This is a genomic window from Streptomyces misionensis (genome assembly GCF_900104815.1).
Lineage (GTDB): Bacteria > Actinomycetota > Actinomycetes > Streptomycetales > Streptomycetaceae > Streptomyces > Streptomyces misionensis.
Genome location: NZ_FNTD01000004.1, coordinates 668,544 through 692,461 on the forward strand (window position 1 = coordinate 668,544; position 23,918 = coordinate 692,461).

Sequence of the window (23,918 nt, forward strand, 5' to 3'; positions counted from 1 at the left end):
TCACTCCGTCTCGTGGTGGGGTGCGGTGGCCGCGACCATCAGCTGGCCGAGCGCCAGCCCGCCGTCGTTGGGCGGGACTTCGCCGTGCCGCAGGACCGTGAAGCCGTCGGCCCGCAGCAGGGCGGAGCACTTCTCCTCCAGCAGGGCGTTGGCGAACACCCCGCCGGTGAGGGCGACCGTGTCCAGACCGGTCGCGCCGCGGGCCCGGCGGCAGATCTCGGTGACCGCCCGGGCCACACCCCGGTGGAAGCGGGCCGCGAGCACCGGGGCCGGGGTGCCGCGGCGCCGGTCGGCGAGCAGTGCGCGCAGCATCGGCGCGGGATCGCAGACGAGGGACCGGCTCGCGGTGAGCCCGAACGGGTAGGCCACCGCGTCCGCGTCCCGCGCCCGGGTGGCCGCCGCCTCCAGCTCCAGCGCGGCCTGCGCCTCGTACCCGGCGCGGTGGCACAGGCCCGCGAGGGAGGCCACGGCGTCGAACAGCCGGCCCATGCTGGACGTGGGCACGCAGGCCACCTGCCGCTCCAACTGCCGCTTCAGCAGATCGAGTTCGGCCGGTGAACAGGCGGTGACGCTGGGCAGGTCCGCCGTCCAGGGCAGGCCCGCGGCCCACAGCCGGGCCAGGGCGAGGCGGCAGGGGTTGGCCACGCCCGCGTCACCGCCGGGCAGCGGGGCCGGCGCGAGGTGGGCGAAGCGCCGGTGGCCGGTGTAGTCGGCGAGCAGGATCTCGCCGCCCCACACCGTGCCGTCGTCGCCGTAGCCGGTGCCGTCGAAGGCGACGCCGATGACCGGGGTGGTGCCGTCGAGGCCGTGTTCGGCCATGGCGGAGGCGATGTGGGCGTGGTGGTGCTGCACCTGGCGCAGCGGCAGCCGGGTCCCGGCGCGCCGGCGGGCCCAGCCGGTGGAGTGGTAGCCGGGGTGACGGTCCGCGGCGACCAGTTCCGGGGTGACGTTGGTCAGGCGGCCCAGGTGCCGCTCGGCGCGGCCTGCGGCCTCCAGGGTGGAGAGTTCGCCCATGTCGCCGATGTGCGGACCGAACCAGGCCAGGTCTCCCGCGCCGAGGCACGGCACGTTCTTCAGATCGCCGCCGACCGCGAGCGCGGGCCGCACCGCGACCGGCAGCCGCAGCGCGCGGGGTACGTAGCCGCGTGAGCGGCGCAGCACCTGTTCGGTGCCGTCGGGGCGCACCCGCAGCAGGGAGTCGTCGCAGGGCGAGGCGATGGGCCGGTCGTGGGCGAGCCAGGCGTCGGCGAGCCCGGCCAGCCGGCTTTGGGCCTCTTCGTCGTCGGTGACGATGGGTTCGCCGGAGCGGTTGCCGCTGGTCATCACCAGCACCCGGGGTCCCGGTGGGTCGCCGGGCAGCCCGAACAGCAGGGTGTGCACCGGGGTGTAGGGCAGCAGCACGCCGATGTGCGGGCTGCCGGGGCAGACCCCGTCGGCCGGCCGGATCCCGTCGGCCGGGGTGCGGCGGCGTAGCAGCACGATGGGGCGGCGCGGGCCGGTCAGGGCGGCGCGCTCGGCGGCGGAAAGGAACGCGAGGCGCTCCGCGGTGGCGAGGTCGGCGCACATCACCGCGAACGCCTTGCCGCCGCGCTCCTTGCGTGCGCGCAGCGTGGCGACGGCCGTGGGGTCGGTGGCGTCGCAGGCCAGGTGGTAGCCGCCGAGTCCCTTGACGGCGACGATGCGTCCGGCGGCGAGCAGTTCCCGGGCCCTCGCGAGGGCGTCCGCGTCCCGCAGGGGGCGCATCCCAGGGCCGGTCAGGGTGAGGCGGGGGCCGCAGCGGGGGCAGGCGACGGGCTGGGCGTGGAAGCGCCGGTCGGCGGGGTCGCCGTACTCCCGGGCGCAGTCGGGGCACATCGGGAAGCCGGCCATGGTGGTCGCCACCCGGTCGTACGGCATGCCGGTGGCGATGGTGAAGCGGGGGCCGCAGTGGGTGCAGGTGACGAACGGGTGCCGGTGCCTGCGGTCGTCCGGGTCGGCGAGTTCGCGCAGGCAGTCGGCGCAGGTCGCGGTGTCGGGCGGGAGCTGGGCGCGGCCGGCGGCCCGGTCGGTGGAGCGGATCGCGAACGGCCCGCTCTCGCCCGCGGCGGGCAGTTCCTCGTGGGCGACGCGGGTCACCGTGGCCAGCGGCGGGGGCCGGTGGGCCAGCGCCGCGCAGAAGCGGTCCACCTCCTGCCACGGGCCCTCGACCTCGATCAGCACCCCGTCCCCCGTGTTGCCGACGAACCCGGCCAGGCCCAGCCGGCCGGCCAGGCGGTGCACATACGGCCGGAAGCCCACCCCCTGCACGGTGCCGTGCACGGTCAGCCGGCGGCGGACCGGGCCGGTCGCGGGCGCGGTCATGCGACGGGCGCGGACTCGGCGTGGTGGTGGCCGTGCGGGTGCGGGGCGAGGGGCGGCCGGTGCGCGGGGCCGCCGTCGCGGACGGCGAGGGCCCGGTCGAGGAGGACGGCGACCCCGTCGCCGGTGCGGGCGCAGGACCGTACGATCTCCACCCCCGGGTTGACCCGCCGCACGTTCTCCCGGAACGCGGCCTCGTCGAAGCCGGCCGCCTCGGCGAGGTCGGTCTTGGTGATGACGACGAGGTGGGCGGAGCCGAACGCGGTCGGGTACTTCAGCGGTTTGTCCTCGCCCTCGGTGACCGCCATCAGAACGATCCGCAGGGACTCGCCGAGGTCGTAGGAGGCGGGGCAGACCAGGTTGCCGACGTTCTCCACGAAGAGCACCGAGGTGTCCGGCGGCAGCCAGCCCGCCAGCCGGGCCCGCACCTGACGGGCCTCCAGGTGGCACAGCCCGTCGGTGAGCAGCTGCTGGACGGGGGCGCCCGAGCGGGCGAGGCGGGTGGCGTCGTTCTCGGTCGCCAGGTCGGCGGTGAGCGCGGCGACCGGCACGCCCCGCTCGACCGCGTGGGCGAGCACCCGTCCGAGGAGTTCGGTCTTGCCGCTGCCCGGGCTGGACAGCAGGTTGACCACGGCCACCCCCTGCCCGGTCAGCTCCTCGCGCAGGCTGGCGGCGAGGTCGTCGTTCTTCGCCAGGACGGCCTGTCTGACGTCGGACCTGCACATGGGCGCTGCTCCTCGGGTCTGGGGGCTGGGGCCCGGGCCGCGTCCCGCGCGGCCCGGGTGTCACCGATCTTCGGCCGTGCCCGTCGCCCGGCCGGGCAGCGCAGCCGCGTGCGCCGGGCCGGATTCCATCGACCGGCGCAACGCGGCCGCCGGCGCGCCCGGATCTTCCAGCAGCCGCGGGACCAGTGCGTGCAGCGCGGCGACGGCGGGTTCGAGGGCGGCGCGCACACAGGCGCTGAGCCCCGGCAGGATGTCCTCGTCGCCGTCCGGCAGCAGTTCCGGCTCGCAGGCCAGGACCAGGACCCGGGGCAGTGGCTCGTCGCCCAGGTGGGCGGCGAGCGCCAGCACCTTCGCCGGGTCCATGCCGTGCGCCTCCGGCGGGACGGTGCCGTCGGGGGGTTCGGCCTCGATCAGGGACAGCGTGCCGGGCCGGTGCCCGCGCCGGGCCGCGTCCACGAGCAGGGCGGTCGCGCAGCCGCCGAGCAGGTCGTAGGCGAGGTCCAGGCCGCGGATGCCGTAGTCGCGCACCCGTGCCCCGGGCGGCAGCGGGCGCCGGTCGAGGGCCCGGATCACCTCGGGCCCGAAGGCGTCGTCGGCGAGGAAGATGTTGCCCACCCCGGCGACCAGGAGGGGGGCGGTCACCGGGACTCCCCGGGGGGCGGGGTGAGCGGGCGGGGCGTGCCCGTGGGGGTCTTGCGGACGAAGGCCGCGCGCAGGGCGTGGTAGGGGGCCTCGGGATCGAAGAACACGGCGTGCATGCGGGCGAGTTCGGCCTGGCGGTAATCGGCGAGGGGGCGGCGCTCTTCGTCGGCGGCGCGGGCGGCGGCCTTGTCGGCGATGCGCCTCTCCAGGTCGGGCACGGCGGCGAGCCCGGCCGCGAGCCGCTCCGTCTCGGCCGCGAACTCCCCGGGCGCGGCGGGTACGACGCGGTCCACGAGGCCGGTCCGCAGTGCGCCCGCCGCGCTCACCGGAAGCGCCTGGCCGGTGAGCCGTTCGGCCTCGCGCGGGCCGACGCGGCGCGGCAGGCTGTACGTCCACAGCTCCGAGCCGTACAGGCCCATGCGCCGGTAGTGCGGGTTGAGGACGGTGCCCCCGCGGCACCACACCTGGTCGGCGGCGAGGGCGAGCATCGCGCCGCCCGCGGCCGCGTTGCCGGCGAGCGCGGCCACCACCAGCCGGTCGGTGGTGCACAGCACCGCCTGGGCCAGGTCGTCCATGGCGCCGAGGTTGGTCCAGGACTCCAGGGCGGGGTCGGGGGCCGCCTCGATGACGTTGAGGTGGATGCCGTTGGAGAAGAAGTCCCGCGCCCCGCCGAGCACCAGGACCCGGGTGGGGCGGGTGAGCGCGTGCTCGTAGGCGGCGAGCAGGCGCCGGCACTGGTCGGTGCTCATGGCGCCGCCCGGGAAGGAGAAGCTGAGCAGCCCGACGTCGCCGCGCTGCCGGTAGCGGATGTCGGCGTAGGTGCGCCGGTGCTCCGGCAGCTCCAACGGGGCCTGGACCTCAGGGAGTTCGAGGGACGGGTCGAGGGCGGCGAGGACGTCGGCGGCCGGCCGGCGGAAGGGCGCGGGGTCGCCGGAGCTCTTGCGCGGGCGCAGCTCGGGGATCCACACCGCGCCGTCCCGGGTGGCCCGGCACACGGCACCGGCCCGCCGGGCCAGCAGTTCGCCGGGCCGGCCGCGCAGCTCGTCCTCGGGGTGGCCGCCGTGCAGGAACACCTCCCGGCCGAGGAGTTCGTCGAGGACGCCGGGCCGGGAGTCGGCGCCGCGCAGCTTGCGCAGCACCGTGGCGGTGTCGTCGTACGCCCAGTCGATGCGCCGCCGCTCCTGCCGGAACGGGTCGCGCCAGACGACGCCGATCGAGGGGTCGCTCTGCGGGCGGGGCTTGTACGAGCCCTCGGCGTGGCGCCGTACGGCGGCGAGGACGGCGGTGACGGCGGCGTCGGAGACCTCGTTGCGGTACAGGTCGCTCTTGCCGACGGGGGCCACGCGGAAGGGCTCGGCGGCCCAGACCGGGCCCGCGTCCATCCCGGCCTCGGCCTGGAGCACGGTCACGCCCCACTCCGGGGCCTGCTCGGCGATGGCCCAGTCCAGTGAGGAGGGGCCGCGGTCGCCGGGCGGCCCGGGGTGGACGATCAGGCAGGTGTGCTCCCGCCACACGTCCTCCGGCAGGGCGGTCGTGAGCATCGGGGCGATGACGAGCTCCGGGCGGTGTTCGCGCACGGCGGCCCGGACCGGGTCGTCGCCGTGCGACGCCAGGACGACGTCCACGCGGTGTCCCCGGTCGGACAGTTCGGCGTAGATGCGCTGGGAGAGGCTGTTGAACGCGCTGGCCACGAGCAGGATGTCCATGACGCGGCATGGTCGCCGGTGTGCCGCACGCCGCGAAGGACCGCCGCGGCGTTTCGCCCGCGCCGGCCTGCCGTCTTCCGCCATCCGGCCCGCGCCGGGCAACCGGTCCGGGCCGCCGCGCACGGGTTCCCCCGGGCCCCGGGGGAACCCGGTCCGCGCCCTCGGCGAAGTCCACGGTGGAGGCCTCGTGACGGCGGACGAGAACACGGCCACGGGCGCGGGCCAGGACGTCGCACGCTACGACGACGGGGGCGAGGTGCCGTTCGCCGGTTACGCGACGCTCGCCGCCGTGTTCGCGGCGGGCACGAGCGGTTTCGCGCTGCTCGCCCGGCGCCGGGGCGTACGGCTGCCGGAGCGGGTGCCGCCGTGGGACGTCCTCCTGCTGGGCACTGCTGCTTACAAGGCGTCCCGGCTGCTGGTCCGGAACAAGGTCACCAGCTTCGCACGGGCGCCGTTCACCCGCCGGGCGGGCCAGGGCGAGTCGAACGAGGTGCTGGACGAGCCGCGCGGCAGCGGGCTGCGGCGCGCCGTCGGCGACCTGCCGTCCTGCCCGTTCCGCGTCTCCGCCTGGGCCGCGGGCACGCTGGTGTGCTCCTACGCGGCGGCGCCCCGGCTCACCCGGCTGGTCTGCGGCGGCTTCGGCGCGGTGACCGTGTCGGACTGGCTCCAGTACGCCTGGATCTGGACCCAGCGGACCGAGGAGGGCTGAGGCTCACTCGTCGTCCGCCGCCGGGGTCAGCTCTATGTCGAGCACGCCCTCGTCCTGGAACAGCTCCGACGTCAGCCGGGCCGGGTCCTCGGTGCCCTCCAGTTCGAGCAGGACGCGTGCGGCGTCGTCCGTGCGGCCCGGCAGGCGTTCGACCTTGACCTGGACGATGCGGAAGCCGAGCCGGGTGCAGGTCTGCATCAGGCGGGGCAGCAGGGCGGAGCCCGTGCGATAGGTCAGCCGGGCCTCGAAGGCGGCGGCGGCCGCGCCGGGGACCAGCCGGCCGGAGAAGTACGAGTAGCCGCGCACCACCAGGAAGTGCAGTGCGGTCACCGCCAGTGCGAGGACCGGCAGCCCGCCCCCGCAGGCCATGCCGACCGCGCAGGTCAGCCAGACGGTCGCGGCGGTCGTCAGGCCCCGTACCGCGTCCCGCCGTACGAAGATCAGCCCGCCGCCGATGAAGCCGATGCCGGAGACGATCTGGGCCGCGACGCGCGAGGGGTCGAAGGAGACGTGGTCCAGCCCGAGCACCGCGGAGAAGCCGTGCTGGGAGACCTCCATCATCAGCGCGCTCGCGATGCCGACCAGCGTGTGGGTACGCAGACCCGCGCTCTTCTGCTGGGCCGCGCGCTCCCAGCCGATCAGGGTCGACAGCACCAGCGCGAGCCCCAGCTCGGCCAGCTGCCTGGGTCCCTGGCCGTTGTGTATGTCCCACAACGGCGCCGCCAGCCACACTCCCGCCATGCACACCTCGCCTGCCGATTCGCCGATGTCCTGCCGCTGGCGTCTACCCCCGAGGTGGTCCCCTGACGCTACCGGGCCGTCCGGGCCGCCGCCCGTCGGCGCGGACCGGCCATGCGGCACCCGGCGCAACCGGGGTACCCGGCCGCTGCGGGCGTGCCCATGGCCCGGGCACCGCCCCGGCTTCGCGCGGAAGGGGACGGACTCATGCGGCACGACGAGATGATCGGCAAGGTGCAGGCGCTCGCCCAGCTGCCCGACCGGGGCTCCGCCGAGCGGGCCGCGCACGCGGTGGTGACGACCTTGTCGGAGCGGCTGCCGCCCGGGCTGGCCCGGCATGTGGCCGCGCAGTTGCCGCCCGACATGGCCGACGCGATGCGGCTCGCCGCGGACGCCACCGCCGCCTCCGCCGCGGAGGGCACGGCGGGCGAGCGGTTCGGGCTGACCGCGTTCGCGGGGCGTGTGGCCGACCGGGCGGGCACCGACGAGGACACGGCGCTGCGGGAGGCCGCGGCCGTCCTGGAGGTGCTGGACGCGGCGCTCGCCCCGGAGCTGACCGAGCGGATGGCGGGCGCCCTGCCGGCGGACATCCGCGAGCTGCTGCCGGTGGGGCGGGCGGGCGAGGGCGGATAGCCCGTCGTCCGGGGCGCCGCGGACGGCGCGGGCGCGGTCGGCGCGGTCGGTGTCCGTCAGCGGCGCCATGCCCGGCGGCGCCTGTGCGCGCGTTCGGGGCGGGGTTTGGACGGCCGGGTCACCCATCGGTCCTCGACCTGATCGAGGCCGAACAGCAGCAGGCTGAGCACGGGGAGAAGCAGAACCGCGACGGTGATCACTGGAGGTACCCCCTCCTGGCCGACGACACCCCGCGAGTGCCCCGGCGCGGGTCCACCCCGCTCGGGATGACCGTGAAGGTCCGTGTGACCACCACCCGCACCAGGGCCGCGTGGCCCACGTCCACTGTCACACCAGTCGGCCCGTGTCACATCTCCTGGCCGGTGTCCGTCATCTCGGCGGGAACGACGGACGGGAGCGGGCCATGGATGTGTACACGGCGGTGGCGAGCCGGCGGGCGGTGCGCGCCTTCACGGACGAGCCGGTGCCGCGGGCGGTGCTGGAACGAGTCCTCACGGCCGCCGCCCGCGCCCCCTCGGGCGGCAATCTCCAGCCGTGGCACCTCCGCGTGCTGACCGGCGCCCCGCTGGCCGGGCTGAAGAAGCGCGCCGCCGAGCGCGCCGCGGCCGGTGATCCCGGGGACGAACGGGAGTACCGGATGTATCCGCCGGACCCGAGGCCGCCCTACGCCGAGCGGCGTTCGGCGGCGGCCGCCCAGCGGTTCGGGGCGCTCGGGATCGGGCGCGGGGACGCCGCGGGCCGCCGGGCGGCCGTGGCGGACAACTGGCAGTGTTTCGGCGCCCCTTGTCTGCTGCTGGCGTACATCGACCGGGACATGGGCGCCGCCCAGTGGGCCGACCTCGGCATGTATCTCCAGACGGTGATGCTCCTGCTGCGCGCCGAGGGGCTGGACAGCTGTCCGCAGATGGCGTGGTCCGTGTACCGGCGCACGGTCGCCGAGGTGGTGGCGCCGCGCCCGGAGTGGGTGCTGTTCGCGGGCCTGTCGATCGGGTTCGCGGACCCGGCGGTGCCGTACCCGCGAACCGGCCGGGCGCCGCTCGCGGAGACGGTGACGTTCGTGGACGGGTCGTGACCCGCGCCCGGACGCGTTGGACGGGCCGTCCGGGCGCCCCTGTGCTTACGGTTCTCCCAGGAGCGTCGGACGGGAGCGATGGTGGGCGATGCGCGCCGGCGGGCGGCCGGGCCGGAGGGCGGCGGGTACCGGCCGGGGCGTGCGGTGCTCGGCAGCCGCCCCGCGTACTCCGTGCGTCTTCCGGCGGCGCCGCGCCCCGAGGCCCGGGTGCCGGTGACCGAGCGCACCGTGCCCTGGCTGCGCACCGCCGCCGCCTACGCCTGGCGGCTCATCCTCGTCGGCATCGTCGTCTACGGCGTCTTCATCGTCCTCGGCAGCTTCCAGCTGATCGCGGTCGCCCTGTTCCTGGCGCTCGTCATCACCTCGGTGCTGCGGCCGCTCGCCGACCTCCTGAACCGCATCCTGCCGCGCCCGCTGTGCGTCGCCGTCACGCTGGTGGGCAGTCTGCTGGCGCTGCTCGCGCTGCTCGCGCTGGTGGGCAACGCGGTGGCGGGCGAGTGGCCCCGGCTGGCCGGTGAGTTCGGCGGGGGTGTGCACCGCATCGAGAAGTGGCTGCAACGGCCGCCGTTCCGGCTCGGTCCCGGCCGGCTGTCCGCGCTCGAACGCCAGGTGACGAACTACCTGTCGGCGCACCGGTCGAGCCTGCTCAGCAGCGCCGTCAGCGGCCTCGGCCGGGTGGTGGAGCTGGCCACGGGCGCGGCGCTCGCGCTGTTCTCCTCGGTGTTCTTCATCCACTCCGGGGAGCGGCTGTGGAGCTGGGCGCGCGAGCAGTTGGTGCCGGCCGGGGCGCGGAGCGGCTGGGACCGGGCGGGGCGGGCGGCCTGGCGGTCCTTCGCCGGGTACACGCGCGGCATCATCATCGTGGCCGCCACCAACGCCGTGCTGGTGGGGGTGGCGCTGCTGCTGTTGCGGGTGCCGCTGGCCCTGCCGCTGGCCCTGCTGGAGTTCTTCGCCGCGTTCGTGCCGCTGGTGGGCTCGCCGGTGGCACTCGCGGTGGCCACGGTCGTCGCGCTGGCCGGGCGGGGCCCGTTCGTCGCGCTGGCCGTGCTGGCGCTGATCGTGGTGATCGGCCAGCTGGAGGGGCATGTGCTGCATCCCGTGGTGATGAGCTGGGCGGTGCGGCTGCATCCGCTGGTCGTCGCCCTCTCGGTGATCGCGGGCAGCATCGTCGCCGGGGTGGTCGGGGCGATCGTCGCGGTGCCGCTGGTCTCGGTGGTGTGGGCGGTGCTGAAGGCACTGCGGGCGGTACCGCCCTGAGCGCCGTCCCGGCGGGGCGGGGACAGGCTGCCGTGGTGTCCCGGGGGCCGGAAGGGACCGGGGCCTGGGCCGCACGGCGCAGGCCGGGCCGGTCGCCGGGTGTCTCCAGTGTCCGGCTCGCTCGCAGCGGCCGGGCACTCTGCCCGGAGCGACGGGCCCGGCCCGTAACCTGGTCGCATGCGGATGCGACCCACGCTGAGCTGGACACCCACCGAGGAGCTGCCGCCGGGCGGCACGGACCCGGGACCGGTCGTCGACGCCCTGCGGGCGGGCGGGGTGCTGGTGCTCAGCGGCGCGGGGATCTCCACCGAGTCGGGCATCCCCGACTACCGGGGCGAGGGCGGGAGCCTGAGCCGGCACACCCCGATGACCTACCAGGACTTCACCGGCGACGCCCAGGCCAGGCGCCGCTACTGGGCGCGCAGCCACCTCGGCTGGCGGACCTTCGGCCGGGCCCGCCCCAACGCGGGGCACCGGGCCGTGGCCGCGTTCGGCCGGCACGGTCTGCTGACGGGTGTGATCACCCAGAACGTCGACGGTCTGCACCAGGCCGCCGGCAGCGAGGACGTGGTGGAACTCCACGGCAGCCTCGACCGGGTGGTGTGCCTGTCCTGCGGCACCTTCAGCCCGCGCCGCGCGCTCGCGCGGCGGCTGGAGGAGGCCAACACCGGCTTCGACCCGGTGGCCGCCGGGATCAACCCGGACGGCGACGCGGACCTCTCCGACGAACAGGTGGGAGACTTCCGCGTGCTGCCCTGCGCGGTCTGCGGCGGCATCCTCAAACCGGATGTGGTGTTCTTCGGGGAGTCCGTTCCGCCGGCGCGGGTCGAGCACTGCCGTCGCCTGGTGCGCGAGGCGACCGCGCTGCTGGTCCTCGGTTCGTCCCTCACCGTGATGTCCGGGCTCCGGTTCGTCCGGCAGGCGGCCGAGGCCGGGAAGCCGGTGCTGATCGTCAATCAGGGCCCGACGCGGGGCGACCGGCACGCCGTCAGCCGGGTCGCCCTCCCCCTGGGCGCGGCCCTCACCACCGTGGCCGACCGGCTGGGCATCGCCGTCGACGCGTAGCGGCCGATGAGCGCCCCACCCCCGGCGGCCTGCTCCCTACTTGGTCGTGTGCGTGGGATAGACCTGGACGTCGGTGTAGGCGCCCTTGATCTTCCCCGCGCCCGCGGGCCACTTCAGGCTCACCGTGTGCGTCTCGTTCGGAGGCGTCACCAGGAGATCGGTGGGGGACGTGAGGCTGTTGCCGCTGTTGTCGATGTCGTAGGCGATGTCGAAGACCGCGGCGTCGCCGGGCTTGAGGACGGTGATGCGCGGCTCGGCCCGGCCGCGCTCGACGGGGCTCGAGGTGTGGTCGGCGTCCTTGATGTCGACGCCCGCGAACCCCGTCGCCGAGCACGTGGTCGAGCCCCGGTTGACCATGGTGACGTCGATCCTGCCGGAGACCGTGTCGGGTGCGGCGTCGCGGGCGTCGATGGCCAGGTTCGCCGTCTTGCAGAAGGTGACCTTGCCGCCGGTCGTCGTCGCGCCGTTCCCGGCGTCGCCGCCGGCCCCGGTGCTCTGGCCGGAGCCCGACTCGGCGGCGCCGCCCGCCTGCACGGTGGCGGAGCCGGAACCGCCCTGCGGCTTCGAGCCGCCGTCCGACGTCGCACCGCCGCCAAAGGACGAGCCGTCCGTGGAGGAACCACCGTCCGTGGACGGGGAGGAAGAGGACGAGGCCGAGGAGCCCTTGGCGGACGAGTCCTTTCCGGAGCCGCTGCTTCCGCAGGCGGTGAGCGAGAGGGTGGCGGCAACGCCGACGGCGGCCAGAGCGGTGAGGCGGGTGTACTTCACGGTGTTCCCCCAGGAGCAGCGCGGTGCGTGCGGTCGGAAGTATTTGTATCCCGCACCGAGTCACAGGCGGCTCTTCGCCCCGTCTTCGTTCTGTCACAGGCGAGTTGACGACCCGCACCCCGCGAGGCACCGCCGTGACGGACTTCCGCGCGGCCGGCGCGTGGGCGGCGTGCACACAACCCCGTCCTCCCGGGCACACGCATCCCATGACGACAACATGGAGCAGCCCGAGCCGCCCGGACTCCGGGCGCCCGTCCCGCCGTGCCGGCCGAGCGGCCCGGACCGCGTGTGCGCTGCTGCCGCTCCTGGTACTGACCGCCTGCGACCACGGCGGCGACCGGACGCCGCCGGGGGCCGTGCCCGGCGCACACGGCGGGAGGTTCGAGAAGGCCGCGCTCGCGGACGGCAGCCGTCTTCTCATCACCACTCAGGGCGGCGTGCGGGTCGTCGGCACGGACGACGACAGTGTGGCGGTGGACGGCCGTACCCTCGCCCGCTGGACCGGCGACGGCGGCACGCACACCCTCGACCTGCCCTGCGACCGGGGCGACGCCCGGGCCGCGGACAACTGCGGCGGGATGCCGCTCGTGCGCGTGCCCAGCAGTGTCACGCTCACCGTGCGGGCCCGCGACGCGGGCATCGACGTGAGCGGTGTACGGGGCGAGTTGAGCCTGAGTACGGTCAACGGTGACGTCACCGTGCAGGACTCCGGCACGGACGGGCCCGTCAGCACCTCGTGACCCGCAACGGCTCCGTCCGCGCGACCGGCCTGGCGGCGCGCGGCGTGGGGGCCGAGACGGTGAACGGCGACGTCGACCTGCTGTGCACGACCTCGCCCGACACGCTCGACGGCGTGACCCGGAACGGCTCCGTGCGCGTGACCCTCCCGACGGACGCCCCGCCGTACGCGACCGAGGCGAGCACCACCAACGGCCGCTCCACCGTGGACCTTCCGGCCGCAGCCTCCGGGGACCACCGGCACCGGCTGACGCTGCGCACCGTCAACGGCGACACCGAGGTCCACCGGGGCTGAGGGGCCCGGACCGGGTTCGCCGGGAGGCCGCACCGGCTCGACCCGCCTGCGCCTGCGCCTGCGCCTGCGCCTGCGGGGGGTTGGATCACCCAGCCAGTCGCCGAGGCCGCGGCCCGCGGTCGCCGCGCCGCCGGTTTCCGGCCGCATGTCGTCCACGGGACCCAGCACCCCCCGCGAAACGCAGCCCATGGCCGTCACCGGGGACGGCGCCGGTCCCCTCCCCGCCCGGTCCCGAACGGCGGCCCCGGCGGCCGCGGCCCTCGTCGAGCGCCCGCGGGAGGTCTTCCCTGCGCACGCCACACGCCTGATCCGAACACCGGGTCCACGCAGTCGGCGGCGGTGGCGATATCGATATAAAGGGTGGCCTGAATCGGCTGCCCGCCCGTTTTCGCGATCACCCACGGGTTGACACATAAGATCAGCCAATCCTAGGGTCGCGAACTCAGAGCACCTTCAGCTCACATCCATCTCACCGGCAATGCGCACACATTCTGACGTGCTGTCGAACACGGCTTGTTCGCGGAACCACAAATTCCAGGCGAAGGGGACGGTAAATGAAGAGGGTGCTCCTGACCACTGCTCCCAAAGAGGCGTTGATCGAGCCCGACGGAGTGGGCGGGAACTGGTACGACCGGACCGATACCTACATGGCCTGGACATGCGCCGTGGACGTCGAGGACCGGCTCTCCGTGACATGTCCGCCGACCGGCCTCCGTTTCATCAAGCACAATGTCCCGGACGTCGAGATCCTGGAATACCCGACCTGGCAGGAATATCTCGACGCCCTGCATTCCGAGCCGTGGGACATGGTCGGCATCAGCTTCTACACCTGGTCCACACCGGTCGCGATCGAGATGGCCAAGGCCGCGCGCGAGGCAGAAGTGCCCGAGATCTGGGGCGGGAACTACGGCGTTCTCACGCCCGATATAGACGAGCACTTCACGAGGCTGGTGAAAGGCGCCGGCGAGGCCCCGATCCACCAGTACGTCTACGGCACACCGCTGCCCCGGGTCCGGCACCCCGCGATGATGGGAGAGAGCGGATTCCGCGGGATCACTTCTCCCGTCGGTTACCTGTATTCGAAGCGCGGCTGCAACATCGGCTGCACCTTCTGCTCGACCCCGGTCTTCAATCCAAAAGAAGAAGCCATCTTCATGGAGGACACCTACGCGGCCCTCGACGCATACCGGGACGCGAAGGTCGGTCACGTCATCATCTACGACGAGAGCTTCTTCCTCACCAACTCGCTGGCCGAACAGGTCGTCGACGCCCTGGCCGAGCGCGAGCTGCCGTGGATCTGCCTGACCCGCGCCGACCTGATCCGGGGGCGCATCCCCGAACTCACCGACCGCTGCATGGACGGCGCCATCGTCGGCATCGAGTCCTACCGGGACAAGAACGTCGCCGACGTGAAGAAACGCGACGACGTCTACAACGTCCGGCAGACCGTGCGCGAGCTGATCGACAACGGGCGCAGGGCCCTGGGCACCTTCATGGTCGGATTCGCCGAGGACAGCATCGAGGACATGCAGTACGACATCGAGCAGCTCAGCCAGGAAGGGCTGTTCGCCTGTCAGCTCACGCTGCTGACCCCGTTCCACCGCACCCGGCTGTACCGGCAGATGGAACACCTGGTCGACGAGCCGGACCTCAGCAAGCACGACCTGTACAACCTGGTGTGGAAGCACCCGAAGATGAACCGCAGCGAGGCACGGGACCTGCTGGCCTGGGCGCAGCGGCGGGTCAACGACCCCGAGCGCATCGCCGCCAAGCTCAAGCAGGAGATGAAGGACAAGGTACGCAGGGAGATCGCGCGCCGGCACGCCACCAGGCAGACCACCCCGGCGGAGCCCGCGTCATGAGGGACCTGAAGATCCTCTGTGTCCAGCTGGGTTTCCACGAGTCCTATCCGGACGCCTCCACACTGGCCACCACCTACAACGACGGCATCTACTACGTCGCCTCGTTCGTCCAGCACGAATTCCCGGCGGCCCGCGTCGAGATGTGCCAGATGTTCTGGGGCGAGAAGCCCGGGGACTTCCCCCTCGCCGAGTACGACTACATCCTGATCTCGGCGCTCGCCACGCACTTCTGGTCCAACATCGAGACCCTGGACCTGATCAAGCGCCACAAGCGGCCCGACTGCGTGGTGGTCATGGGCGGCCCGCACGCGGCGTTCGCGCCCTACGAGGCGCTGCGCTACGCGGACTACGCGGTGACCGCCGAGGGAGAGATCCCCTGCGTCCAGCTGATCAGGGCGCTGGAGGACGGCCGGGCCGTCACCGACGTGGACAACCTGGCCTACATCGGCGCGGACGGCAGACTGACCCTGAACAAGGTCACTCGATTCGGCAGCTTCGCCAACGCGATCAACCCCGAGTTGCTCGCGCGCGCACCCAAGTTGCACTGGGCGACGGTCTCGATGTCGCGCGGATGCCCGTTCAACTGCTCGTTCTGCTACGCCATCCGGCTGCTCGGGCGCCGCTTCCGCACCAAGACGGCACAGGACGTGCGCAGCGAACTCGACGCCATCCACCGGCAGACCGGCTGCAACCGCTTCTACGTCACCGACCTGAACTTCACGACCCGCAAGGACTACTGCCGCGAGATCGCCGAGACCTTCCGGGACCGCGACTACAAGTTCATCGCCATGAGCCGGATCAACCACGCCGACGACATGGACCTGGTCCTCGACCTGAAGCGGTCGGGTTTCGAGGAGTACTGCCTCGGTGTGGAGTCGGAGGACCCGAGCGTCCTCCAGGCGTTCAACAAGCGCGTGGACGCCTCGGAACAGACCGAACGCCTGCTGCGTTTCGCGGAGAACGACATCGCGATCCACTCCGCGATCATCTTCGGACTGGACGTACAGGACCGTCAGGCGATCGAGGCCACCGCGTACTGGTGCGCCGAGGCCCGGATCATGCACCCGGTCTTCGTGTGCCTGGCCGAATACCCCTTCCAGGACCTGCTGTTCGGGGCGCGCCAGGACATCGAGGACCACCGGATCATCATGGAGGTGCCGACGTACCAGCACTACTCCTTCGTCGGCATCTTCCCCCGCCACATGCGCCCCAGCGAACTGCAGCAAGGCATCCTGGACAGTTACGACATCTTCTTCAAGCGGGCGTTCGAGATCGAGCGGCGGCCGCAGCGGCGGGCCCGGCTCAAGGCGTACGCGCGCAGCGTGGAGCGCGGGCGGGCCGGCATGGAGCAGCACATCCGCTTCCTCACCGAGTTGGAGAAGCCGTACTACACCCCGTCCGGCACCCTGAAGGAGGACCTGCTCAAGGCCGACTTCGACAGCCGGTACGGCGACCTGCGCACCTGGCTTCAGGGGTCGTCCAGGCGCTCGGACGTCGAGTTCGTGAAGGCGTACGCCCGATGACCGGCCGGCGCCCGGCGGCGACCGTCGTCGACGCGCTCCTCGACAGCGCGGCGCGCACCCCCGACCGGACGGCGTTCCAGGTCGTCGAAAGGTCGCAGGACACCTTCGCGCTCAGCTACGCCGACGTATCCCGCCTGATCGCGCGGACCGTCTCCGGGCTCACGGCACAGGGCATCGACGCGGCCGACCGGGTGATCCTCGTGCTGCCCACCTCGCGCGACTTCCTCTCGGTCTACCTCGGCTGCCTCCACGCCGGGGTCGTGCCGGTCGTCGCGGCGGAGCCCACCACCGGCAGCATGGCGCGCTACTGCGCCCACCTCGGCCGACTGGTGGCGCACGCGGGGGCCGTGCGGGTGGTCACCACCGACGAACTGGCCGGTGCCCTCGCCCCGTCGCTGCCCGTGCCGGTGATCACTCCGGACGCCCTGCGCGGCGCCCAGGCCCCGCTGGGCGCGCCGCGGGCGACGCCGGACTCGCTCGCCCACCTCCAGGCCACCTCCGGCTCAACCGGCGCGCCGAAGCTGGCCGTGATCCGGCACGGCAACCTCGTCGCCAACGTCCGGGCGATCGCGGAGGCGATCCGGGGGACGGCCGACGACACGCTGGTGAGCTGGCTCCCGCTCTTCCACGACATGGGACTCGTCGGGATCTCGTACGCGCTGCACGCGGGTATCCCGATGGTGCTCGCCGATCCCCTCAACTTCCTGCGCAACCCGATGTCCTGGCTGCACTGGATCAGCCGCTACCGGGGCACGCTGTCGCCCGCGCCCAGCTCCGCCTTCCACATCTGCGCGCGGGTCGCGGGAAAGCGCCCGCCCGAGGGCCTCGACCTGTCGACCTGGCGGGTCGCCCTGTGCGGCGCGGAACCCGTGCACGAGGCCACCCTGCGCGCGTTCCAGGCGGCCTTCGGCCCGTTCGGGCTGTCCGAGACGACGCTGAGGCCCGTGTACGGGCTCGCGGAGGCCACGCTCGCGGTCACCATCTCCGATGTCACCCGGCCGTACACCGTCGACCGGGTCGACGCCGAGGCCGTCGCGGCGCGGGGCTACGCCGAGCCCCGCGCCGCGGGCGACCCGCGCACCACGGGCATGATGTGCGTGGGCCCCGTGGTGCCCGGCCATGCGTTGCGGGTGGTCGACCCGGACGGGAAGCCACTGCCCGACCGCGTGATCGGTGAGATCGAGGTCGCCGGGCCCAGCGTGATCGACGGCTACCTCCCCGGGCCCGGCGGCGCCACCGCCGACGCGGCAGAGGGGGCCACCGCGGCCGAGGACGGGGTCAGGGGGCCCGACGGCCACCTGCGCACGGGCGACCTCGGCTACCGGCTCGACGGTGAGCTGTACGTCACCGGCCGCAGCAAGGACATCGTGATCATCGCGGGCCGCAACTACGTCCCCGACCAGGTGGAGCGGTTCGTGGAGGCCGTGCTCCAGAGCCCCCGCACTCCCGCGGTCGTCGCGGTCGGCGCCGGTGACGCGACGCTGCACACCGAACAGCTCCACCTCCTGCTCGACGAACGGCTCGCCCAGGGCCATGACCGGCAGGACCTCACCGGCCGGGTGAGCCACGCGCTCGACGAGACCTTCGGGATCAACGGCGTCACCTACCACTGGGTGCCCCGCGCGCGACTGCCCCGGACCACCAGCGGCAAGATCCAACGCCATCTGTGCCGGCGGATGATCGAGGACGGGACCATCGACGCGCACCGGGCCACGGCACCACTGAGCGGACGGGCATGACCTCGGAAGGGGAACACGATGCAGGACGAGAAGCCGGACCAGGCACTCTTCGCCCGGATCACCGAGCACATCGGTGAGTTCATGGAACGTGACGTCTCCTATCTGACCCCGCAGTCCCACATCAGCAACTCCATCGAGGGGATGAGTTCCCTCAAGCTGGTCGAGTTGCTGCTCTACCTGGAGGACTGCTTCTCGGTGGACTTCGACGAATCCGTCATGGAGAAGATCGAGACGCTGCAGGACCTGGAGGACTACATCCGCGGCGCCCAGGCCGTGTCCGGGCAGCAGGCCTGACCCGGCCCTCGGTGCGGCGCCGACGCGTGGTGGTCACCGGCGCGGGAGTGGTCTGCCCGCTCGGCACGTCGGCCGGCGAGCTGTGGGAGGGCCTCGTGGCCAAACGCTCGGGGATCGCGCCGGTGACCCGTTTCGACCCGAGCCGGTTCCGCAGCCGCCTCGCCGGCGAGGTCGACGACTCCGCCGTGGAACTCCCGCCGGGCCCGTTCCGGTTCGAGTTCAAGCGGATGAGCGCGTTCGTCCGCTACGCGCTGTTCGCCGCGGACCAGGCCGTCGCGGACAGCGGACTCGCCGTACGGGCGCACGACGGCGCGAGCACCCCTCGGGCGGATCTCCCGCCGGGGGGAGCCGTCTTCCTGGGCGTGGCCATGGGCGGACTGCCCAGCATCGAGGCCGGTGTCCTCAGACAGGAGGACCAAGGGGTGCGCAGGACCAGCCCGTTCCTGATCCCCTCGCTCATCCCCAACATGGCCGCGAGCGCTATCGCCCTGCAGCACGGGATCACGGACGAACAGATGACGATCGCCGGTGCCTGCGCGAGTGGCTGCCAGGCGGTGGGAGAGGCGATGCGCGCGATCCGGTCCGGTGCCCGCACCTGGGCGCTGGCCGGCGGCGCCGAGGCCGTGACGACCCCGATCACCTACTCCGGTTTCCAGGCCATGAGGGCCCTGAGCCGGCACCACGATCCGGCGGGCACGCCGCGCCCGTTCGACCGCCGCCGGGACGGGATGGTCGTCGGCGAGGCGGCGGCCGTCTTCCTGCTGGAGGACCGCGCGCACGCCGAAGCGCGTGGTGCGCGGTGGTACGGCGAACTGACCGGGTATGCCACGAACAGCGGGTGCGACGACATCACGGGCATCTCGACCCCCCATGTCGTACGGGTCATGACCGGCGCACTGGCCGACGCGGGGGTGGCCGCGGACGCGGTCGACTGTGTGTACGCGCAGGCGTCCGGCATGGTCCGGGGCGACGCGGCCGAACTCGCCGCCGTGGCCGAGCTGGTGTCGGGCGCCCGTCGCCGGCCGGTCGTCACCTCCATCAAGGGTCACACGGGGTACACGTTCGCCGCGAACGGTCCGATGAACCTCGCCGCCGCCCTGCTGGCGCTCCGGCACCAGACGGTGTCGCCCACCCTGAAGTACGAGCAGAGCGATCCCGCGTCCGCGGACCTCGACATCCCGGTCGAGGCGCGGCAGACCGAGCTGCGCCATTGTCTGGTCAACGCCTTCGGTTTCGGCGGGATCAATGCCAGTCTCGTCGTGTCGCGGGCCTAGCCGCGCACGATCCGTTCCCTGAAGGAGACCGTCTTGGGTTCCGCGTCGACTCACTTCGAGAGGCTCACCCGCTGCTGCATGAAGTGCAGGATCTCCCAGTTCCTGGACAAGACCATCGAGATCGAGAAGGCGGGAGTGGCCAGGGTCGCCATCCCCTTCCACGGTGATCTGACGCAGAACGCCGGCTTCCTGCACGCGGCGATGCTGTTCGAGGTCGCGGACACCGCCGGGTTCATGGCGGCCAACTCGATGGAGGAGACCTACAGCGTCCTCACGGTCGACTACCACATCAATCTGATCCGCCCGGTGCGGCACGAGGGCATCCTGGCCACCAGCGAGGTGGTGACCGCGGGGAAGACCATCTACGTCACGCGCAGCGACGTCTACAGCGACAGCGGCAAACTCGTGGCGGCGGGCCAGGGCACGTACACCGTCTCCGGCATCCGCCTCTGCGACCTCGACGGCTACGACGACTGAGGACGCGACGACGGCCGGCCGGGCCGGCGTTACCGCCCGGCGGCCGGCCGCCGGGCGGGGCAGCGGACGGTGCCGGGCCCTTTCACCGGTCCGGGCGTGACTCCAGGCAGATGAGCGTCTGCTGTCCGGTGGCGACGAGGGTCCTCTCGTCCCCTTCGTGGCCGAAGACCTGAAGCTGGCACACCGTCAGGGTCCGGCCGGACTTGAGCACGGTGCCCACCGCCTCGATGCGGTCGCCCCCGGCGGGAGCCAGGAGATTGATCTTGTATTCCACCGTGAGTACGGTGGAGTCCTCCGGGAAGAGGGTGAAGGCCGCGTACCCGCCCGCGCTGTCGGCGATGGCGCTGGTCGCGCCGGCGTGGATGTAGCCGTGCTGCTGGGAGACCTCCTCCCCCCGGGGCAGCGTGATGTGCACACAACCAGGAGCGATGTGCGTGATGCGGGCTCCCAGGGTCCGCATGAGCCCTTGCCGGTCGAAGCTGTCCTGCACGCGGGCCAGTACCTCGGGGCTGACCTGATCCGGTAACACCTGCGGTTCCAGTTCCACGTCTCTCCTCGCGCTGTCGTCGTCGACGGTTGCGGCCGTGCGGCCCGAGACTACTCCGCGGGGCGGAGGCCACATGATCGAACAAGGGATCACTTGTTCCCTCGAACAGGTGGCCGTCGTCCATCCGAGCGGCTCGACTGCTTCGATCGGGTGATACTTACGTTGTGCGAGTGACGGGCTGCAGACCGTAGCTGAGCACAGTCCCAACGCATAGGCACATCGCAAGGAGCAGCACCATCATGAACATCCTCACCAACGTCCTGGCCGGCCTCGTCCACCTCGTGGGGTGGCTGGTCTGACGCCACAGGGCGCGTGAAGCGCGGCGGCGCCGTCTCCTTGTCCCACGGAGGCGGCGCCGCCGTCGTGTTCGGGGTCAGCGCAGCGCCGCGGCCACGAGCCCCGCGATCTCTTCGTCCCGGACGTCGCCGCCGTTCACCAGCCGGTCGAACACCAGCCCGTCGACACAGGTCAGCAGCGTGAGCGTCCGCTCCTGCGGCTCCGCCACCCCATGCGCGGCGAGGAAGTCGCACACCGCCTGCCGCGCCCGGTTCTCGCGCGGCACCAGGATCTCCCGCAGCTCGGGGTGCCGGGCGCTCTCGACGGCGCAGGCGTAACGCGCGAGCGAGCGGCGGCGCCCGTCCCCGATGAGCCGCACCCGTACCAACGCGCCGATCCCGGCGGCCAGTTCATCCGCGTCCCGGACCGGCAGCCGCGCCGACATCTCCTCCAGCTCCGCCTGGTCGAGGGCCACGAGACGCCGTACCAGCGCGGCCAGGAGGGCCTGGCGGGTGCGGAAGTAGGCGGAGGTGGTGCCGGGCGGCAGGTCCGCGGCCCGGTCGACGGCGCGGTGCGTCAGCCCCCGGATGCCCGTGTCGGCGAGCACCGTGATGGCCGTGTCGGCGAGGAGAGTACGTCGGTCTGTGGACACCCCTTCTTTCTACACCCCTGCTTCTACGGCTGTAGAAATCCTGCGGTACGGTCTTCTACAGCTGTAGAAAACGAGGCGAAGGGGGTCGGCATGGGTGAGACGGCGGTGGTCGTCGGGGGCGGCATCGGCGGGCTGGCGGCGGCCATCGGGCTGCGCCGGATCGGCTGGCGGGTACGGGTCGTGGAGCGGGCCGCCGTCCTGGACGACGCGGGCGCGGGAATCTCGCTGCACGCCAACGGGTTGCGTGCCCTGGACGCGCTCGGCGTCGGGGCCGCCGTCCGCGCCGCGGCGCGTCCGCAGTACACCGGAGGCACGCGCACCCCGTCGGGGCGGTGGCTGGCGCGGATGGACGGCGCCGCGCTGGAGCGCGCGCTGGGCACGCCGATCGTCGGCATCCGCCGCTCGGTCCTGCACCGGCTGCTGCGCGCCGCCCTGCCGGACGAGTGCCTGCGCATCGGGGCGACCGTGCCCTCGCTCCACCTGAGCGACCCGGACACCGTGGGCGTGCCGCTGCCGGACGGCATCACGGCGGCCGACCTGGTGGTCGCGGCGGACGGGGTGGGCAGCCGGCTGCGGGGCCTGCTCTTCCCGGACCACCCCGGCCCGGCGTACAGCGGCTCCACGGTCCTGCGGGCGATCACCGAGCGCCCGCTGCGACTGCCCACGGACTTCGAACTGACCTGGGGCGAGGGCGCGGAGTTCGGGCACATCGGGTTCACCGACGGCCACGCCGAGTGGCACGCGGTGCTCAACTCGCCGCCCGGCGTACGGCACGCCGATCCGCTCGGCATGCTGCGCCGCCGTCTCGCCGGCTGGCACGCCACGGTCGGCGCGCTCCTCGACGCCACCCGGCCCGAGGACGTCCTCCACCACGACATCAACGAACTCGTCACTCCCCTGCCGTCGTTCGTCTCCGGCCGGGTGGTCCTGCTCGGAGACGCGGCCCACGCGATGACACCCAACCTCGGCCAGGGCGCGTGCCAGGCCCTGGAGGACGCGGCCTCCCTGACCGCCGCCCTCGCGGACGCGCCGTCCCTCCCCGCGGCCCTGTCCCGCTACGACGCCGAACGCCGTCCCCGTTCCCAGGCCGTGGCCCGCGCCGCCCGCCAGGCCGGCCGCATGGGCCAGCAGCTGTCCAACCCGCTGGCCGTCACCCTCCGCAACACCGCCCTGCGCCTGGCACCGTCGGGCATGACCATGCGGGCCATCCTGCGTCACGCGGACTGGACGGCACCGCGGCCGGCGACCGCACCGAGGGTGCCGTAGGGCCGCGCGACCGGCGGCCGGGGCGGGCACGTGACCGTTCGCCGGCCCGTCCGGGTGGGCGCCCGGCCGCGGTCACCAGCGGGTCCCGCCCCCGGTCGGGCGCATATCCCGGCCCGCAGTGGCCACTAGGGACACATGCGATGTGGGCGTGGAGCCGCCGTACGGGCCGTCGGGCATGCCGTGCGGCGGGCGGGGCAGGTGTTGCGGCTGGATCTGTCGGCGGCGGTGCGCAGTGTGCGGCGCGCCTGGGCGGAGCCCGGGCGGGAGCGGGATCTGGCGGTCCAGGCGCTGAAGGCGGCGCTGGCCGCGTGGGTGGCCTGGATGATCGCGGGGTGGTGGCTGCACGCGCCGGTCGCGTTCGTCGCGCCGTGGGTCGCGGTGGTCCTGGTGGAGTCCACGGTGTACCGGTCGCTGGCGCACGGCCTCCAGCAGCTGGCGGCGATCACCGCCGGGACGATCACGGCCACGGCGGTCGGGCTGCTGGTGCACAGCACGGCGGTGACGATGGCGGTGGTGCTGCCGGCCGCCATGCTGCTCGGGCACTGGCGGCGGCTGGGCAGCCAGGGCATCTACGCAGCCACCGGCGCCCTGTTCGTCCTCACCAACGGCGCCGTCACCGTCGCCACCTCGGCCGACCGGATCGCCGCGGCGCTGTTCGGCGCGGGCGTCGGCATCGCCGTCAACGCGCTCGTCCGCCCGCCGCTGTATCTGCGCGACACCCGGGCGGTACTGCGGGACGCGACCGCGGAGGCCCACGACATCCTGCACGAGGTGGCCGACGGGCTGGCCCGGGGACACTGGGAGGCGGAGGAGGCGAGCGCCTGGCACGACCGGGCGCTGCGGCTGCACCAGCTGGTCGACCAGGCCCGCTCCGCGGTGCAGTGGAGCCGGGAGAGCCTGCGCGCCAACGTCCGCCGCCGCACCGGTGCGCTGCCGCTGCCCGGCAAGGGGTACGACGACGCGCTCGCGGTGCTGGACTACGCGTCCGTGCACACCGCGGGGGTGACCCGCACGGTGCTGGAGGCCGCCACCGAGGAGCGCGCGACCCGCCGCCCGCATCCCGAACTCGCCCTGAGCTACGCCCGGTTCCTGTACCGGACGGCCCGCGCGCTGCGGCTCTACAGCCACAGCAGGTTCGGCGACGACTGCGAGGACGAGCTGCGCACGGAGGTGGCGGGCCTGCGCGACACGCTCGACACCCTGCGCCGCGACCTGGCCCGCTCCACCACCGACGACCCCGACGAGGTCGCCACCTACGGCGCCCTCCTCACCCAGGCCAACCGCCTGGCCGACCAGCTCCTGGCCTCGGCGACGCCCTAGCTG

The 23,918-nt window shown here is 73.4% G+C and carries 24 protein-coding genes; 15 read left to right on the forward strand and 9 right to left on the reverse strand.

The features are described 5' to 3' along the window. From hypF to BLW85_RS04430, 4 genes are read right to left on the reverse strand one after another with little or no spacing between them, the layout of a single operon-like run. Positions 1 to 2,340 carry a carbamoyltransferase HypF gene (gene hypF / locus BLW85_RS04415; RefSeq protein WP_074990781.1) on the reverse strand — a complete coding sequence of 780 codons (2,340 nt, stop codon included), beginning with the start codon at positions 2,338 to 2,340 and terminating at the stop codon, positions 1 to 3. Beyond that, a complete protein-coding gene (gene hypB / locus BLW85_RS04420) occupies positions 2,337 to 3,062 on the reverse strand; it encodes a hydrogenase nickel incorporation protein HypB (RefSeq protein WP_070024830.1) in 726 nt (241 codons plus the stop codon). Before hypB ends, hypF begins: the two co-directional genes overlap by 4 nt. A 60-nt stretch (positions 3,063 to 3,122) precedes the next feature. Further along, complete coding sequence (locus BLW85_RS04425) at positions 3,123 to 3,704, reverse strand: hydrogenase maturation protease (protein WP_074990783.1); 582 nt, start codon at positions 3,702 to 3,704, stop codon at positions 3,123 to 3,125. Further along, a complete protein-coding gene (locus BLW85_RS04430) occupies positions 3,701 to 5,410 on the reverse strand; it encodes a hydrogenase maturation protein (protein WP_074990785.1) in 1,710 nt (569 codons plus the stop codon). Before BLW85_RS04430 ends, BLW85_RS04425 begins: the two co-directional genes overlap by 4 nt. Before the next feature lie 187 nt (positions 5,411 to 5,597). Here BLW85_RS04430 and BLW85_RS39990 point away from each other — a divergent pair, with 187 nt between their 5' ends. Then, positions 5,598 to 6,119 (forward strand): DUF1360 domain-containing protein, encoded by a 522-nt coding sequence (locus BLW85_RS39990; RefSeq protein ID WP_074990788.1) that lies wholly within the window; start codon positions 5,598 to 5,600, stop codon positions 6,117 to 6,119. Between the two features lie 3 nt (positions 6,120 to 6,122). Here the strand turns inward: BLW85_RS39990 and BLW85_RS04440 are convergent, their stop codons facing one another. Then, positions 6,123 to 6,860: an MgtC/SapB family protein gene (locus BLW85_RS04440; protein WP_070024827.1), complete on the reverse strand. Its 738-nt coding sequence runs from the start codon at positions 6,858 to 6,860 to the stop codon at positions 6,123 to 6,125. 204 nt (positions 6,861 to 7,064) lie between these two features. On the opposite strand from BLW85_RS04440, the gene BLW85_RS04445 reads away from it, so the two are divergent. Beyond that, the gene (locus BLW85_RS04445; protein WP_070024825.1) at positions 7,065 to 7,490 is read left to right on the forward strand and encodes a DUF2267 domain-containing protein; all 426 of its coding nucleotides are present in this window, start codon (positions 7,065 to 7,067) and stop codon (positions 7,488 to 7,490) included. 56 nt (positions 7,491 to 7,546) lie between these two features. On the opposite strand, the gene BLW85_RS39220 is transcribed toward BLW85_RS04445, so the two are convergent. Then, positions 7,547 to 7,690: a hypothetical protein gene (locus BLW85_RS39220; protein WP_167381371.1), complete on the reverse strand. Its 144-nt coding sequence runs from the start codon at positions 7,688 to 7,690 to the stop codon at positions 7,547 to 7,549. A 203-nt stretch (positions 7,691 to 7,893) separates the two neighbouring features. On the opposite strand from BLW85_RS39220, the gene BLW85_RS04450 reads away from it, so the two are divergent. The 3 genes from BLW85_RS04450 (at position 7,894) to BLW85_RS04460 (ending at position 10,884) form a co-directional block, all read left to right on the forward strand. After that, positions 7,894 to 8,562, forward strand: a complete 669-nt coding sequence (locus BLW85_RS04450; protein WP_070024820.1) for a nitroreductase — start codon at positions 7,894 to 7,896, stop codon at positions 8,560 to 8,562. A gap of 78 nt (positions 8,563 to 8,640) precedes the next feature. Beyond that, positions 8,641 to 9,819 (forward strand): AI-2E family transporter, encoded by a 1,179-nt coding sequence (locus tag BLW85_RS04455; protein ID WP_074990790.1) that lies wholly within the window; start codon positions 8,641 to 8,643, stop codon positions 9,817 to 9,819. A 177-nt stretch (positions 9,820 to 9,996) separates the two neighbouring features. Continuing rightward, complete coding sequence (locus tag BLW85_RS04460) at positions 9,997 to 10,884, forward strand: NAD-dependent protein deacetylase (RefSeq protein ID WP_074990793.1); 888 nt, start codon at positions 9,997 to 9,999, stop codon at positions 10,882 to 10,884. 36 nt (positions 10,885 to 10,920) lie between these two features. Here the strand turns inward: BLW85_RS04460 and BLW85_RS04465 are convergent, their stop codons facing one another. Beyond that, positions 10,921 to 11,652 (reverse strand): DUF4232 domain-containing protein, encoded by a 732-nt coding sequence (locus BLW85_RS04465; RefSeq protein WP_074990795.1) that lies wholly within the window; start codon positions 11,650 to 11,652, stop codon positions 10,921 to 10,923. 206 nt (positions 11,653 to 11,858) lie between these two features. On the opposite strand from BLW85_RS04465, the gene BLW85_RS39995 reads away from it, so the two are divergent. The 8 genes from BLW85_RS39995 (at position 11,859) to BLW85_RS04500 (ending at position 19,854) form a co-directional block, all read left to right on the forward strand. Further along, positions 11,859 to 12,392 (forward strand): hypothetical protein, encoded by a 534-nt coding sequence (locus tag BLW85_RS39995; protein WP_244174809.1) that lies wholly within the window; start codon positions 11,859 to 11,861, stop codon positions 12,390 to 12,392. After that, on the forward strand, positions 12,389 to 12,685 hold the full coding sequence (locus tag BLW85_RS40000; protein WP_244174810.1) for a DUF4097 family beta strand repeat-containing protein: 297 nt from the start codon (positions 12,389 to 12,391) through the stop codon (positions 12,683 to 12,685). The genes BLW85_RS39995 and BLW85_RS40000 overlap by 4 nt, the downstream gene beginning before the upstream one ends. Before the next feature lie 554 nt (positions 12,686 to 13,239). Next, a complete protein-coding gene (locus BLW85_RS04475) occupies positions 13,240 to 14,547 on the forward strand; it encodes a B12-binding domain-containing radical SAM protein (protein ID WP_074990798.1) in 1,308 nt (435 codons plus the stop codon). After that, positions 14,544 to 16,070 (forward strand): B12-binding domain-containing radical SAM protein, encoded by a 1,527-nt coding sequence (locus BLW85_RS04480; RefSeq protein WP_074990801.1) that lies wholly within the window; start codon positions 14,544 to 14,546, stop codon positions 16,068 to 16,070. The genes BLW85_RS04475 and BLW85_RS04480 overlap by 4 nt, the downstream gene beginning before the upstream one ends. Next, entirely contained in the window at positions 16,067 to 17,809 is a 1,743-nt protein-coding gene (locus BLW85_RS04485) for an AMP-binding protein (protein WP_074990803.1), read from the forward strand. Before BLW85_RS04480 ends, BLW85_RS04485 begins: the two co-directional genes overlap by 4 nt. An 18-nt stretch (positions 17,810 to 17,827) precedes the next feature. Next, positions 17,828 to 18,103 carry a phosphopantetheine-binding protein gene (locus BLW85_RS04490; protein WP_074990806.1) on the forward strand — a complete coding sequence of 92 codons (276 nt, stop codon included), beginning with the start codon at positions 17,828 to 17,830 and terminating at the stop codon, positions 18,101 to 18,103. Between the two features lie 11 nt (positions 18,104 to 18,114). Continuing rightward, the gene (locus BLW85_RS04495; protein WP_074990808.1) at positions 18,115 to 19,377 is read left to right on the forward strand and encodes a beta-ketoacyl-[acyl-carrier-protein] synthase family protein; all 1,263 of its coding nucleotides are present in this window, start codon (positions 18,115 to 18,117) and stop codon (positions 19,375 to 19,377) included. A 78-nt stretch (positions 19,378 to 19,455) separates the two neighbouring features. Next, complete coding sequence (locus tag BLW85_RS04500; RefSeq protein WP_143060410.1) at positions 19,456 to 19,854, forward strand: PaaI family thioesterase; 399 nt, start codon at positions 19,456 to 19,458, stop codon at positions 19,852 to 19,854. 82 nt (positions 19,855 to 19,936) lie between these two features. Here the strand turns inward: BLW85_RS04500 and BLW85_RS04505 are convergent, their stop codons facing one another. Both BLW85_RS04505 and BLW85_RS04510 read right to left on the reverse strand, forming a co-directional pair. Further along, positions 19,937 to 20,395 (reverse strand): PaaI family thioesterase, encoded by a 459-nt coding sequence (locus BLW85_RS04505; RefSeq protein ID WP_074995971.1) that lies wholly within the window; start codon positions 20,393 to 20,395, stop codon positions 19,937 to 19,939. Between the two features lie 379 nt (positions 20,396 to 20,774). After that, positions 20,775 to 21,329 (reverse strand): TetR/AcrR family transcriptional regulator, encoded by a 555-nt coding sequence (locus tag BLW85_RS04510; RefSeq protein ID WP_070024795.1) that lies wholly within the window; start codon positions 21,327 to 21,329, stop codon positions 20,775 to 20,777. Positions 21,330 to 21,419: 90 nt separating this feature from the next. Between BLW85_RS04510 and BLW85_RS04515 the strand changes: the two genes are divergently transcribed. Together BLW85_RS04515 and BLW85_RS04520 are read left to right on the forward strand one after the other, a co-directional pair. Then, positions 21,420 to 22,595, forward strand: a complete 1,176-nt coding sequence (locus tag BLW85_RS04515; RefSeq protein ID WP_074990810.1) for an FAD-dependent monooxygenase — start codon at positions 21,420 to 21,422, stop codon at positions 22,593 to 22,595. Positions 22,596 to 22,730: 135 nt separating this feature from the next. Further along, positions 22,731 to 23,915 (forward strand): FUSC family protein, encoded by a 1,185-nt coding sequence (locus BLW85_RS04520; RefSeq protein WP_208624814.1) that lies wholly within the window; start codon positions 22,731 to 22,733, stop codon positions 23,913 to 23,915. Positions 23,916 to 23,918 lie beyond the last annotated feature (3 nt).

Coding starts and splice junctions, on each gene's coding strand:
- hypF (WP_074990781.1), bottom strand. CDS start 2,340: ATGACCGCGCCCGCGACCGGCCCGGTCCGCCGCCGGCTGACCGTGCAC.
- BLW85_RS04475 (WP_074990798.1), top strand. CDS start 13,240: ATGAAGAGGGTGCTCCTGACCACTGCTCCCAAAGAGGCGTTGATCGAG.
- BLW85_RS04520 (WP_208624814.1), top strand. CDS start 22,731: ATGCGATGTGGGCGTGGAGCCGCCGTACGGGCCGTCGGGCATGCCGTG.
- BLW85_RS04445 (WP_070024825.1), top strand. CDS start 7,065: ATGCGGCACGACGAGATGATCGGCAAGGTGCAGGCGCTCGCCCAGCTG.
- BLW85_RS04485 (WP_074990803.1), top strand. CDS start 16,067: ATGACCGGCCGGCGCCCGGCGGCGACCGTCGTCGACGCGCTCCTCGAC.
- BLW85_RS04460 (WP_074990793.1), top strand. CDS start 9,997: ATGCGGATGCGACCCACGCTGAGCTGGACACCCACCGAGGAGCTGCCG.
- BLW85_RS04450 (WP_070024820.1), top strand. CDS start 7,894: ATGGATGTGTACACGGCGGTGGCGAGCCGGCGGGCGGTGCGCGCCTTC.
- BLW85_RS04455 (WP_074990790.1), top strand. CDS start 8,641: ATGGTGGGCGATGCGCGCCGGCGGGCGGCCGGGCCGGAGGGCGGCGGG.
- BLW85_RS04430 (WP_074990785.1), bottom strand. CDS start 5,410: ATGGACATCCTGCTCGTGGCCAGCGCGTTCAACAGCCTCTCCCAGCGC.
- BLW85_RS04490 (WP_074990806.1), top strand. CDS start 17,828: ATGCAGGACGAGAAGCCGGACCAGGCACTCTTCGCCCGGATCACCGAG.
- BLW85_RS04515 (WP_074990810.1), top strand. CDS start 21,420: ATGGGTGAGACGGCGGTGGTCGTCGGGGGCGGCATCGGCGGGCTGGCG.
- BLW85_RS04500 (WP_143060410.1), top strand. CDS start 19,456: ATGAAGTGCAGGATCTCCCAGTTCCTGGACAAGACCATCGAGATCGAG.
- BLW85_RS39995 (WP_244174809.1), top strand. CDS start 11,859: ATGACGACAACATGGAGCAGCCCGAGCCGCCCGGACTCCGGGCGCCCG.
- hypB (WP_070024830.1), bottom strand. CDS start 3,062: ATGTGCAGGTCCGACGTCAGACAGGCCGTCCTGGCGAAGAACGACGAC.
- BLW85_RS04480 (WP_074990801.1), top strand. CDS start 14,544: ATGAGGGACCTGAAGATCCTCTGTGTCCAGCTGGGTTTCCACGAGTCC.
- BLW85_RS04440 (WP_070024827.1), bottom strand. CDS start 6,860: ATGGCGGGAGTGTGGCTGGCGGCGCCGTTGTGGGACATACACAACGGC.